This is a genomic window from Gloeocapsopsis sp. IPPAS B-1203 (assembly GCF_002749975.1).
Taxonomy (GTDB): Bacteria; Cyanobacteriota; Cyanobacteriia; order Cyanobacteriales; family Chroococcidiopsidaceae; genus Gloeocapsopsis.
Map to the genome: position 1 here is coordinate 230,861 of NZ_PEIG01000003.1, position 12,446 is coordinate 243,306.

At 40.6% G+C, this 12,446-nt stretch carries 12 protein-coding genes; 5 read left to right on the forward strand and 7 right to left on the reverse strand.

Annotated elements, in window-relative coordinates; genetic code table 11:
- Nucleotides 1–13: 13 nt before the first annotated feature.
- Nucleotides 14–742, reverse strand: coding sequence for a phosphoadenosine phosphosulfate reductase (gene cysH / locus CSQ79_RS07070; protein WP_099700476.1), 729 nt, complete (start codon nt 740–742; stop codon nt 14–16).
- Nucleotides 743–1,091: 349 nt separating this feature from the next.
- Between cysH and cysK the strand changes: the two genes are divergently transcribed.
- Together cysK and CSQ79_RS07080 are read left to right on the forward strand one after the other, a co-directional pair.
- Complete coding sequence (cysK, locus tag CSQ79_RS07075) at nt 1,092–2,069, forward strand: cysteine synthase A (RefSeq protein ID WP_099700477.1); 978 nt, start codon at nt 1,092–1,094, stop codon at nt 2,067–2,069.
- A gap of 241 nt (nt 2,070–2,310) precedes the next feature.
- Nucleotides 2,311–3,984 (forward strand): hybrid sensor histidine kinase/response regulator, encoded by a 1,674-nt coding sequence (locus tag CSQ79_RS07080; protein ID WP_099700478.1) that lies wholly within the window; start codon nt 2,311–2,313, stop codon nt 3,982–3,984.
- Nucleotides 3,985–4,039: 55 nt separating this feature from the next.
- On the opposite strand, the gene CSQ79_RS07085 is transcribed toward CSQ79_RS07080, so the two are convergent.
- From CSQ79_RS07085 to CSQ79_RS07105, 5 genes are all read right to left on the reverse strand, one after another.
- On the reverse strand, nt 4,040–5,029 hold the full coding sequence (locus tag CSQ79_RS07085; RefSeq protein WP_099700479.1) for a glycosyltransferase: 990 nt from the start codon (nt 5,027–5,029) through the stop codon (nt 4,040–4,042).
- A gap of 96 nt (nt 5,030–5,125) precedes the next feature.
- Nucleotides 5,126–6,028, reverse strand: coding sequence for a sulfotransferase family protein (locus CSQ79_RS07090; protein ID WP_099700480.1), 903 nt, complete (start codon nt 6,026–6,028; stop codon nt 5,126–5,128).
- A gap of 54 nt (nt 6,029–6,082) precedes the next feature.
- Entirely contained in the window at nt 6,083–6,319 is a 237-nt protein-coding gene (locus CSQ79_RS27485) for a hypothetical protein (protein WP_099700481.1), read from the reverse strand.
- A 21-nt stretch (nt 6,320–6,340) separates the two neighbouring features.
- On the reverse strand, nt 6,341–7,741 hold the full coding sequence (locus CSQ79_RS07100; protein ID WP_099700482.1) for an arylsulfatase: 1,401 nt from the start codon (nt 7,739–7,741) through the stop codon (nt 6,341–6,343).
- Between the two features lie 387 nt (nt 7,742–8,128).
- Nucleotides 8,129–8,617: a DUF2243 domain-containing protein gene (locus CSQ79_RS07105; protein ID WP_099700483.1), complete on the reverse strand. Its 489-nt coding sequence runs from the start codon at nt 8,615–8,617 to the stop codon at nt 8,129–8,131.
- A 147-nt stretch (nt 8,618–8,764) separates the two neighbouring features.
- On the opposite strand from CSQ79_RS07105, the gene ybiA reads away from it, so the two are divergent.
- Complete coding sequence (gene ybiA / locus CSQ79_RS07110; protein WP_099700484.1) at nt 8,765–9,235, forward strand: riboflavin biosynthesis intermediates N-glycosidase; 471 nt, start codon at nt 8,765–8,767, stop codon at nt 9,233–9,235.
- 120 nt (nt 9,236–9,355) lie between these two features.
- On the opposite strand, the gene CSQ79_RS07115 is transcribed toward ybiA, so the two are convergent.
- Entirely contained in the window at nt 9,356–10,543 is a 1,188-nt protein-coding gene (locus CSQ79_RS07115; RefSeq protein WP_099700485.1) for a glycosyltransferase family 4 protein, read from the reverse strand.
- Nucleotides 10,544–10,817: 274 nt separating this feature from the next.
- Between CSQ79_RS07115 and CSQ79_RS27490 the strand changes: the two genes are divergently transcribed.
- Together CSQ79_RS27490 and CSQ79_RS07120 are read left to right on the forward strand one after the other, a co-directional pair.
- A complete protein-coding gene (locus tag CSQ79_RS27490) occupies nt 10,818–10,988 on the forward strand; it encodes a hypothetical protein (RefSeq protein WP_289500758.1) in 171 nt (56 codons plus the stop codon).
- A 350-nt stretch (nt 10,989–11,338) separates the two neighbouring features.
- A complete protein-coding gene (locus tag CSQ79_RS07120; protein WP_099700486.1) occupies nt 11,339–12,325 on the forward strand; it encodes an RNA polymerase sigma factor, RpoD/SigA family in 987 nt (328 codons plus the stop codon).
- Nucleotides 12,326–12,446: the final 121 nt, after the last annotated feature.

Sequence of the window (12,446 nt, forward strand, 5' to 3'; positions counted from 1 at the left end):
GTCAAAGTTAAATTTATAGATGGATACCACATTCTGTTTTCCCCATACCTCGCCAACGTCCTGCACGTTCATCTTCACCAGTGCCTACTGGTGTTGTTGTTGGTTCGTCGCCAATACTCGGATAACCTCGATCGTGTAGTGGATTGTAAAGAACGCTATGTCTCATGACATACTTCCACACATCCTGGCGTGTCCAACTTGCTAACGGGTTAATCTTCAGGCGTCCGTGTTTGTCTCGTTCAAAAATTGGAGTTTGCGATCGCGTTGACGATTGATCGCGGCGTCTTCCGGTAATCCAAGCCGTTGCACCTAACTCGCGCAAGCCCCGCTGCAGTGGCTCAACTTTCGTTAAGTAATGGTACTTTTCAAAATCTTTTTCCCACAGCGATTCTCCGTAGCGCGCCGCAAAACTTTCCCGCGAGTCGGCATCAGGAACTCGATAAATGTGTAAATCTAATTCATAAAGCTTTTGAGCGTCGCGCACAAGCACCAATGTTTCTGGAAAGTGGTGTAGCGTATCCAGAAATAAAACTGGCACTGGAGGATTGGGAGCAATTTGGTACAGCATATGCATAATTGCCATACCATTAACATTAAAAGCACTACTTTGAACTAAACCTGGGCGCAAGTTTTCTAAGCACCATGCCAGGATATTAATTGGATGAACACTGGCAAAGCGCTGATTCAGGTTGTCTAAATCAAAGCTGTCTGTTGTTTTTGGTGCGACATCTTGAAGGAGCATAGTTAGCTTTTTTTGATCGTTTCTCTTGCGGCAAAATTACACCCAACATCTGCTTGCGCTGCTGTCACATCGTTACAAGTCCAAGCTTCTCAAGCTTTGTGGTGGCAATAGCGATCGCTTAGTGCCACTCCTTGTTTCCTTTGACAAAGTTTTTTGCTGATTCTGGGTATCTTCTCTTATTCTAATCTACGGTATCTTGGTAGGAATATCGTATTTTATTTCTTTGAGCAATTCAAAGTATGACATAGAAAGAAATCCAAAGCAAGCATTAAAACACTAAAAACCTATCGGAGAACCGGAGTATAATAGAACTACCTGTTAAGCTGGGGCTGATAGAGCCTATAAGACGATGCGAATTGCTCAAGATATTACTCAATTAGTTGGTCGAACACCCTTAGTGCAACTCAATCGAATTCCGCACTCAGAAGAGTGTGTTGCACGAATTGTGGTCAAGTTAGAAGGAATGAACCCCGCTGCTTCTGTCAAAGATCGCATTGGTGTCAGTATGATTGCAGCAGCTGAGGAAGCTGGTTTAATTGAACCTGGAAAAACCGTACTAGTAGAGCCGACTTCGGGTAACACGGGTATTGCTTTAGCAATGGTAGCAGCCGCTAAAGGTTATCGGTTAATTGTAACGATGCCTGATACAATGAGTATAGAACGGCAAACAATGCTCAAAGCTTATGGTGTGGAATTGATTCTGACATCAGGCACGCAAGGAATGCGAGGTGCGATCGCCCGTGCAGAAGAAATTGCGGCGAAAACTCCTAATTCATTCATGCCACAACAATTTCGCAATCCGGCAAACCCTCAAATCCATCGCGAGACAACTGCCGAAGAGATTTGGAATGATACTGATGGTGAAGTCGATATTCTGGTTTCCGGTGTAGGAACAGGCGGTACGCTGACTGGAATAGCTGAAGTTATCAAAGCACGTAAACCAAGTTTTCAGGCGATCGCTGTAGAACCGATTGCTAGCCCAGTGCTTTCTGGTGGCAATCCTGGAGGACACAAAATTCAAGGAATTGGTGCGGGATTTATCCCAGAAATCTTACGTACAGACTTGATTGATGAAGTTATCACAGTCAAAGACGATGATGCCATAAATTACGGTCGCCGTTTAGCGCGCGAAGAAGGATTGTTATCAGGCATTTCCTCTGGGGCAGCTTTAGCAGCAGCAATTCGAGTTGCCAAACGCCCAGAAAATGCCGGAAAGTTGATTGTGATGATTCAACCGAGTTTTGGCGAACGCTACTTAAGTACACCCATGTTTAGAGAAGTCGAACAACCAGAACCTGCTTTAGTTGGAGTCAGCGCTGATAATTGAGGTTAATTTGGTCATGGGTAACAGGGAGTTATGAGTTAAGAAAATTCAAAACTCAAAACTTTTAACGCGCCTTGAAGTCAGATTTATCTTCACCCACTTAGTTAAAATCTATCTTGGTGGTAATGCTTGAGCTTATAATCTTGTTTACAATAGTTCACAATAAAGAGTGAACGTAAATTAAAATACCATTCCAGTGAACGGAGACGAGTTTATTAAGCAGATTCAGCATGTCAATACACGCATGAGTGAACTGCAACAGAACGCCAGCTTATTACCCTCACAACAGCAAAGTCAAATTACGACAGCACTAGAGGAATTAAGTACGGCTTTACGAGACATCCAAGTCAATGAAGAAACAATCCGGCTGCTAGTATCTGCAGTACAGCAGTCGCGCGATTCTATTATCATTACTACAGAAAAACTCGATCCTCCAGGGCCGGAAATTGTCTTTGTCAATCCAGCCTTTAGCCAAATGACAGGTTATGCGCTTGCAGAAGTGATAGGCAAAACTCCCCGTTTACTGCAAGGAACCAACACTGATCGCCGCGTACTCGATGATCTACGTCAGCACCTTTTAGACGGGATACCATTCCACGGCGAAGCAATCAACTATCACAAAGATGGTACAGAGTTTTTTGTGGAATGGAATATTACCCCAATCCGTAATGTCAACCAATCAATTACTCATTTCATTGCGATTCAGCGCGAAATCACTACACGCAAACGCATGGAACAAGAACGCGATCGCCTTCTCCAACGCGAACAAGCAATGCGCAGCGAAGCCGAAGCTGCAAACCGAGTTAAAGATGAATTTTTAGCGACACTCTCCCACGAACTTAGAACGCCACTGACTCCCATTCTCGGTTGGTCAAAACTTTTACAATCAAACGCTTTACCTGCAGCAAAGCTGCAAGAAGCATTAATAAGTATTGAGCAACACGCCAAACGTCAGGCGCAACTTGTTGACGATCTGCTTGACATATCACGTATTATTCAAGGTAAGCTAACGCTCAATTTAACCGCTGTGAGCTTAGTGACTCCCATTTCAGATGCGCTAGAAACCGTTCACCTTGCAGCAGAAGCCAAGTCAATTCAGATTAAATCAACACTAAATGCGACAGTAGGGAAGGTTCTAGGTGATGCAGGTAGGCTACAACAAGTCATCTGGAATTTGCTTTCCAATGCAATTAAGTTCACTCCTGAAAAAGGTTGTATACAGGTGGAACTCGAACGTGTAGAGCATTATGCTCAAATTACTGTTTGTGATACCGGACAAGGCATTCATCCTGATTTCCTACCTTATGTATTTGACCGTTTTCGTCAAGAAGATAGTTCAATTACGCGCAGTTTTGGAGGTTTGGGGTTAGGACTTGCAATCTCTCGCCAAATCGTCGAAGCCCACGGAGGAACAATGACAGTACAAAGTCCTGGTGTAGGGCAAGGCTCAGCATTTACTGTCAGAATACCGCTAATCACATCTTCTCAAAAGTTACTAGTCAATACCGAACAGCCTCAATCAAACTTCAACTTAAGTCATACCAAAGTTTTAGTTGTAGAAGATGACGCGGGCACACAAGAGTTTGTGAGTTTTGTGCTTGAACAGTATCAAGCTGATGTGACTACAGTAAGCACTGCAATTGATGCGCTGCAAACAATACCTCGTTTCCAGCCAGATTTACTTGTCATTGATATTGGGCTACCTCAAGTTGATGGCTACGCACTAATACGCCAAATTAGGTCTATGTTTCCAGAAGGCGGACAAATTCCGGCGATCGCACTTACTGCGTATGCTAGCACTCAAGATCGACAACGGGCACTAGCAGCTGGATTTCAAAAGCATCTACCCAAACCTATAGAACCATACGATTTGGTTGCAGTTGTTGCTCAAATTGTCACTTCAATGCGATCGCGATAAGCAAAGGAATAAGTATCATTTAATTCTTACTGCAAGTTTAGTGTGCTACCTGCTATCACAGTAGCGAGCATGAAGCACTATTCTTCTGCAAAATTTCAGCCCATGCTTTGACAACGCTTTCTTCTTCTAGTTGCAAGGAGTACTGTAAAGCAGTATCTCTGCCAATCTCGCTAATCATTTCCCAATTTTCAATGGCTGCTGGACATTGGGTGATTGCCTCTATTGTTTTAGCAATCTCCAAGAAATCTCCAGGATTGAATAAAAATGTAGGATGCACATATTCAGTTATAGGTGCTACATTGTAAGCAAAAACTAAACACCCACAAGCCATCGCCTCCAAGGGCATTAGTGGAAAGCCCTCTTCTTTACTCAAGAAAATGAATATGAGCGACTCCTGCATAATTTGAGCAACTTCTATTTCAGTCTTATCTTCAATAAACACCCATTCATATTCACTCAAGTTATTTAATTCTTGTTCAGTGCGAGACTGTAAGATATGGTAAAGAATAGCAATATCTAATGGTCTTTTTGCTGGATTACAAGCTATCTTTTTTTTCTTTTTCTTTAACGGTCGAAACTTAAACTTATTTACATCAACTCCACAAAACACTCTAAAAATATCTAATTGAGGATAAGCAAACTTTAGGTAACTTTTATTGTGCTCTGAAACCACTAAAGTACCTTTTACTTCCGAATGAAGATAGGGATACATCTGTGGCTTTTTCTTATTAAAGATATGAAAGCCATAGTAAATATTCTGATTAAAAACTATTTTGTTGCCAGGAAAAGTAAGAATATCATTACCTACATCTTCTGGTAATACGATAAAATCTTGTCGTTTATCAAATATTTTATTAAAAGTATCTAAATAGACAATTTTTGCATTATGGTTGAACCAAGTAATTTTAAAATTTGTGGTGGTGTGTAGAATATATGATTCATAGCCATGTTTATTGAGGATTTCGCTATGTTTGTATATTTCCTTATTACCTCCAGATGATTGATTGTCACTAAAACAGAAGTAAAATATCTTTTGGTGCGTCATTTGATAAAGATAATAAACTGTTTGTTTATGACTATATAGTATAATTAAAATAAGACTTAACTAGATGTATAACTCTTTATCAAAAAACCATCGAAATCAAGTCACTTTTGTACGTTTTTTTAGTTCAAAGCGGAGACTTTTAATTTTTTTTTCTAAATGTCTAATTTTGATCCAATCCTGAAAAGCCCATTCCTCTTTTGGTGTTTCCTTACTCTGTTCAAGTAATGTTTCATCAGGAGAACTGCCCCCCAATATCTCTCTTTTATTAAGTTCCTCATATGCATTGATTGCTTCAGGAAAATAATAAGCAATGAGAGTAGGTCTATGAGGATCTGCTGTTTGTGTATAAAGCAGAGAACGGTCATAAATTTCTGCAGCAGGTTTGGTTAAATCCAAGTCAAATTTACTATTAATTTTATGAATAAACTCTTCTGCTTGACCAACTATGCTATAAACACTAGCTAGTACACACTGGTCGGGAAATTTATCAAAAAAATTCAATATTTTCTGATTGTAATGTATCCAAACTTTGACTGCTAGCTCTGGATTATTCATAAATATTTCATCGCCGCGACGATAAAGAGAATCTACAACTTCCCAGGGTGAACGATAAATAAAAAGAAACTTAGCATCTGGAAGTAGTTCAATCCAAAAATCCAAAAAGAGCGTTGTTCTAGGGTCTTTCCATCCCCAAATGTTTGTTTGGATATTTTTACCAATAATTTTTTTAGCTTGTTGTCTATAAGGTTCTTGAATTGGAATATTGTCTTCTAAAGTCCAACCAATCTCGTCTATATTTTGCGATCGCAGTACTTCTTCATGAAATCTGACAAAATCTACATTTTCAAAAAAACCTTTGACATTTCCATTACCAGCTTCTACTAATTTTTGCCCAATATTCAACCCTGCACTTTGCAGTAACGATGTTGTAAAAGACGTTCCAGATCGATGCATTCCAGTGAGTAACAACACTGAACATTGTCTTTTCTTATTTGGCATAACTTTATCAAAGTTATCTATTTTTACTATTCACAACACACATATTTAGTTAGTCTATGTAGATGATGTCACCCCTGGCATTATTTCCTCAATATCAACTTTTTTTGCTTCAGCAATGATCCAGATAGGCCAAGTAACTAAAACTATCAAGCTAGCTAGTAAAACAAAAATATTTTGCCAACAGGAAAAGGAAGCACGGTGACTTATATTTTTTACAAAAGCCAACCAAGAAATTAAACCAGAAAAAAGATAGCTGATAGCTATTAGGTATAGAAAAAAAGTACTAATCATAGCTTGTATTAATATCTTTGTTTACGCAGATAATTTATCTGGCATATGCCCTTTGGCTAACGAAAGATGTGCTGGATAAAGTTTAGAAAAAATAGGGAATTCTGAAGATTCTACACGTAAATTCTGACTCTGCAAAATATCTGCAATTCTACGTACAATTTCAGGATACTTATTTGCGACATTACGCTGTTCGCTTACATCCTTTTCTAGGTCATACAGTTCGATTGGTTGGTCAAGTCCATGACGTACAGCTTTCCATCGATTCATCCGAATTGCTTGCTCAAAGCCTCGTTCGTGAAATTCCCAGTAGAGAAATTCATGGTTGTTTGCTGGTTGACTCAGAAGTGCAGGTAGCATTGATATACCATCAATACCTTTAGGTGTTGGAATTCTTGCAATTTCTGTTACGGTTGGTAGAAAGTCCCATAGTGCATAAGGCTGATGATATTCTCCTGGTTGAATTGTTCCTAACCAACGAACAATCATTGGTACGCGAACGCCGCCATCATATAAATCGCGTTTAATGCCATTGAGCGAGCCATTACTATTAAAGAATTCTGCGGTAGCACCACCTTCTTCGTGTGGTCCATTGTCGCTGCTAAAGAAAACTATTGTATCTTCCTCTAAACCTAGTTCTGCTAACAATGCCAAAATTTTACCTACGTCTGCGTCTAGAAGAGAAATCATCGCAGCGTAATTTTTTTGCTGTTGTGGCCAAGGTTCTTGAGAATAGGGAGCATCACTTGGTACTTGCATTCCCTCATCCCCCAACTCATTATTAGCATGAGGGATGGTGTAGGGTAAATATAAGAAAAATGCCTCGTCTTGCTTGCGTCGAATAAAATCCAGCGCTTCGTGAGTAAACAAATTATGCGAGTACGTACCTGGTGAAATTGGAATTTTTTGCTGATTTCTCCAAAGATAGCTTGGATAATAATCATGGGCATGTACGTGATTTAGGTAGCCAAACCATTCATCAAATCCTTTCAGATGTGGCTCTCCTGTAGAACCAGTTCCACCTAAACCCCATTTACCAAACATTGCAGTGCTGTACCCTGCTGCTTTGAGAATCTCGGCTACGGTAATGTCTTCTGCTAGTAGGGAAATATCATCTGCGCCGTTGTTACCACGTATCCGGCAATGACCTGTATGATAGCCAGTCATTAGCGTACAACGGGAAGGAGCGCAAACTGTACTGCCAGAGTAAAAGTCAGTAAAACGCATTCCCTCTCTCGCCATTTGGTCGAGTGATGGTGTTTTAATCTGCTTCTGTCCATAACAGCCAAGATCGCCATATCCTAAATCATCTGCAAGAATCAAAATAATATTTGGTCGGCGTTGTGTTTGTGTCCTAATATCTACATCTCGGCTTTTTTTGGTGTACTGACTCGTAACCAAATTTTGGACAGATAGCTTACTCATGTACTTATCCTATAATCTACGGTAATTTGGTAGGAATACCGTTATTTGGTTGTAAGTAGCAGTATTGCACAGCAAATTTAGAAAAGCAAGAGCAAAATTTTAAAAGTTTAAGTCAAAAAATGTGTGGTTAAAAGCTTAAGTAAAACCGAGACTTACATAAAACAAGTCTTGCTCTGCCTAGATTACAAGCTTTATCAAAAATAAAACCTGAATTGTATCTATTTTTTTTGACATCAGAGAGCAATTAAAATAGAAATGTTTTAAACTGCAAACCCTAGCTACTAAAAGCTGAGTAAAGAACCGGAGATTAAAAAGTAATCGCAAGTGCGATTTTTGGTAAAAACTTACACTATTGCCATTTCAAGCATCATAGATTCTAATCTATGATCATTTGCTTGCGATCGCCTCTTGCCCAGCACGAACGAAAAGCCATCCAATTATGACAAGAATTGCTCCAACAACGAGAAAGCCGACATCCCAAATGAACTCGTTTGTTCCTGGTTTGACGTGGTGAATACCAAGAATCTGATGATCAATCAATCCTTCTACTAAATTAAATGTTCCTGCACCGACAAGAATCGAGCCAAAAAAAACACGAGACGACCAAGGTACACGATCGCGCTTCCCTGCTTGCCAAAGTAAAACAATTCCCACAATTGTCATCAACCACGTACCCGCCTCAAACAAACCATCTCCAACCATATTTAGCTCTAATGCCGGAACAGTTGTCGCAGGGCGAATACTACTTAGCATATGATGCCATTGGAGAATTTGGTGCAGTAGAATACCATCAAAGAACCCTCCTAAACCTAGACCAAGGAAAACACCAGCTACAACCAATGGGCTGTAGTGTTGCGTCTCGTCTCGCGCATCCATCTGAAAACCTCAATTACCTAACGATGCTGTTCTAAAAAGAAACAGTTACCAACTGGTAGTACTTGCTGCCACTTAATTTAAAAAATAAAATATGGTGCTTGCTCTATCTATAGGCATGATAATGGGCATGTACAAGATGTGTGGAAGATGACTATTTACTTTTACAAGGTGAATGAGCCTTATGGCTGTTTTTCTAATTTTTCACCTCACGGAGTTTTCTTACAGGATAAACATTGGCAAACCGTAGAGCACTATTATCAAGCACAAAAGTTTGTTGGAACAGCAGAAGCTACAACAATCATTCCTGTGATTTATGCAGTAAAAACTCCAGAAGAAGCAGCCGCTTTAGGACGTGATTGCACGCGCCAAGTACGTCCCGATTGGGAACAAGTTAAAATCCCTGTGATGCGAGAAGCTGTCTTACGCAAATTTCTAACACACAAAGATATTCAAGCGATTTTACTTTCGACTGGAGATACGATCCTTGTCGAAAACTCACCTACTGATTATTACTGGGGTTGTGGTGTAAACAAAACAGGTCAAAACCATCTAGGAAAAATTCTCATGAGTGTACGCCAGCAAATTCGTTCAGTGTATACTGCAGAAAATTGCTGCTAGCTTGGCAAATAAATTCGCAGCTTAATAAATCTGATCCACAAAGGTGGTGTTAATACTCCAATCGCTATAGTATGCGCAGGTAAACCTTGTTTGAGTAGCCCAAACTCAGTCGCAGGAAATCTACATCCAAAAAACTTGCGATCGCTCTTCTATCACCTGATTGTAAACATTCTCAGTTCGCTGTGCTAATTTATACCAATTAAACCGTCGCTCTAAATCTTCGTAAGCATTATCAATCAACCATTGTTTGTAACCAGGATGCTTTAAGATCTCCAAAATTCCCCAAGCAAGAGAATCTGGATTGTTTGTCCAAGTCACAATCCCAGTCTTCGTGTGCTGAACAACTTCTGGTAAACCGCCTGTATCAGAGACTACGACAGGAACTCTTGCGGCAAAGCTTTCTAATGCGACAATTCCAAAAGGTTCGTAGAGGCTGGGAAATACAGCACAATCTGCGATTGTTTGAAATTTATTAAGTGGTTCGTCACTCATGAAACCTGTGAAATAGCACTTATCCCAGATTCCTAGATCCCACGCTTGGCGTTTCAAGTGGTCAACATGACCACCACCAACCATGACAAACTTAACACGACCCTCCATTTCCCACAAAACTTTGGGAGCGGCATTGAGTAACACTGAAACACCTTTTTCATAGGTCATGCGACCTACATAGTACACAATACTTTCTCCATCCTCGGCAAACTGGCGACGCAAGTTCATCGCATCAAATTTATGGTGATGCTTTTTCTCAGGACGAATACCGTTAAAGATAACGTCAATTTTGTTCCAAGGAGTTTGTAGCGCCCATTCAACTTCTCGACGCATATAGTCGGTACATACTATCACTCGCCAAGCGTTGTATGCTAATAGCTTTTCCTTACCGTCAATATACTGCTGAATATCGTTGTGAATGCCATTGTGACGACCGTGTTCAGTTGCATGGATTGTGGCAATTAAAGGAACTTTGAAGTTATGCTTAAGGGCGATCGCGGCATCTCCTACTAGCCAGTCATGCGCATGAATGATGTCAAAAGGACCATCCTCTAGCATCAGTTTTGCTCCATGATGCCCCATACTCTCGTTAAAATTCACTACCCAGTGAAAAAAGTCGTGAGCTGGCGCTACTGGTAAGCGGTGTACATGAATTCCATCTACAACTTCATATAAAGGTGCTTGCCCAAATTCTACTGTCATTAAATGAATTTCATGCCCAAGCTTGACAAGTTCTGGATACAACTCCGCTACGTGGCGGGCAATTCCCCCAACAATTCGAGGTGGAAACTCCCAAGTCAAAACGAGAATTTTCATCTACCTCAATCTCACCAGTTTATTATTTCAAGATATATACAACTATCTAAAGATATATATCCACAAATTTAATTCGTGGAATTACGGAAATCTTAATGTATCTTAATAGTATAGTAATATATAAGCTTTTGTTAACGTTCAGAAAGTTATTAGTTCCTATCCTGTCATTACCATTACAGCTACTGGCTTATTTTGAAGTTTGAATCGTTCGCTTGCCAAAGGTGCCGCAGGCAATTATTCTTGAGTTTTGAATTATGAGTTATGAGAAGACCTTGTGGCATTCTTAACTCAACACTTAACATTCATCACTCTCTTAAGCTCAACACTAAGAACTCGTAACTCCCAACTTCCCCACATCAAGACAGCATACAAACAATCAATGTGGAATGTACCCCATCTAGACTTCGGTTATCCCGATACTGATGAGCATTCACTTGAGGGCTAGCTAAGTCATCATAGTAATAGTTACAATGTTTATTTTTCTTTAATGCCTGTTAGGCTTTACTCTTCTTGAAATTTACTATAAGATTAATAACAAAGTCATTATGACTTCAACTTAATGGGATGTAGTAGATTGATAAATTTCTAGCTTGACCAAGCGAGTGTGACTCTACAGCAACAATAAACCTGAATACGCGGGGAAACATCCCCAAGGGATTATCGTCTCTACATCTTCTGTAGGATGCTTATCCACCGAGATTTAGTTAATGTTCCTGATATAAAGTTTGCAATCCCTTTTCCCCTCTGTCCCAGCCAAAAAGTATCTGATTTGTTTACGGAGTTGACGACGCACCAATGCCCACTGTTAACACCCCAACCGAAGAAAACACCAACACCCGATTCACGGCTGATATGGTGCGCACTTATTTGCGCGAGATCGGTCGTGTACCACTACTAACTCGTGAGCAAGAAATTATCTACGGCAAACAGGTGCAGCAAATGATGTCTGTGCTAGATGCCAAAGAAGCTTTAGCAAAAAAATTGCACCGCGAACCAACAGCACAAGAGTGGGCTTCACATGTGAAAATGTCTGAAGCTGATATACACGACGTTGTGCGGCGGGGACAACGAGCTAAGCAGAAGATGATCGAGGCAAACTTGCGCTTAGTAGTTGCGATCGCCAAAAAGTATCAAAAGCGTAACATGGAATTCCTGGACTTGATTCAGGAAGGGACAATGGGACTTGAGCGTGGTGTTGAAAAGTTCGACCCTACACGCGGTTATAAGTTTTCCACCTACGCATATTGGTGGATTCGCCAGGCAATTACCCGTGCGATCGCTCAACAAGCCCGCACAATTCGTCTACCTATCCACATCACAGAAAAACTGAATAAGATTAAGAAAGTCCAACGAGAATTGGCACAGCGTTTAGGTCGTAGTCCTACCCCAGCAGAAATTGCAACGGAGTTAGAACTTGAACCAAGCCAAATTCGCGAGTACTTAAATCTTGCCCGTCAGCCAGTTTCTCTAGATGTTCGTGTTGGCGATAACCAAGACACAGAGTTACAAGACTTGCTAGAAGATGAAGGACCATCTCCAGAGCATTACATGACTCAAGAGTCGCTACGCCAGGATTTAGATCATCTGATGGCGGAATTAACCCCGCAACAGCGAGAAGTCTTGAACCTGCGATTTGGATTACAAGATGGTAACGAACTTTCTCTAGCAAAAGTAGGCGAACGTCTTAATCTTAGCCGCGAACGAGTAAGACAACTAGAGCATCAAGCTTTAGCACACCTGCGTCGCCGGAGAGCAAATGTACAAGAGTACATTGCAAGCTAATCGGCTGTTCTCCCTATATACCTGCGGTGTATAGACAAGTTCTCTAGCTCAAGTGTGAGGCGTAGAGAAGCCCCCTAAATCCCCCACACGTGGGGGACTTTGTTTTTGGAAGCACTTTCTA

Coding starts and splice junctions, on each gene's coding strand:
- cysH (WP_099700476.1), bottom strand. CDS start 742: ATGCTCCTTCAAGATGTCGCACCAAAAACAACAGACAGCTTTGATTTA.
- cysK (WP_099700477.1), top strand. CDS start 1,092: ATGCGAATTGCTCAAGATATTACTCAATTAGTTGGTCGAACACCCTTA.
- CSQ79_RS07080 (WP_099700478.1), top strand. CDS start 2,311: ATGAGTGAACTGCAACAGAACGCCAGCTTATTACCCTCACAACAGCAA.
- CSQ79_RS07085 (WP_099700479.1), bottom strand. CDS start 5,029: ATGACGCACCAAAAGATATTTTACTTCTGTTTTAGTGACAATCAATCA.
- CSQ79_RS07090 (WP_099700480.1), bottom strand. CDS start 6,028: ATGCCAAATAAGAAAAGACAATGTTCAGTGTTGTTACTCACTGGAATG.
- CSQ79_RS27485 (WP_099700481.1), bottom strand. CDS start 6,319: ATGATTAGTACTTTTTTTCTATACCTAATAGCTATCAGCTATCTTTTT.
- CSQ79_RS07100 (WP_099700482.1), bottom strand. CDS start 7,741: ATGAGTAAGCTATCTGTCCAAAATTTGGTTACGAGTCAGTACACCAAA.
- CSQ79_RS07105 (WP_099700483.1), bottom strand. CDS start 8,617: ATGGATGCGCGAGACGAGACGCAACACTACAGCCCATTGGTTGTAGCT.
- ybiA (WP_099700484.1), top strand. CDS start 8,765: ATGACTATTTACTTTTACAAGGTGAATGAGCCTTATGGCTGTTTTTCT.
- CSQ79_RS07115 (WP_099700485.1), bottom strand. CDS start 10,543: ATGAAAATTCTCGTTTTGACTTGGGAGTTTCCACCTCGAATTGTTGGG.
- CSQ79_RS07120 (WP_099700486.1), top strand. CDS start 11,339: ATGCCCACTGTTAACACCCCAACCGAAGAAAACACCAACACCCGATTC.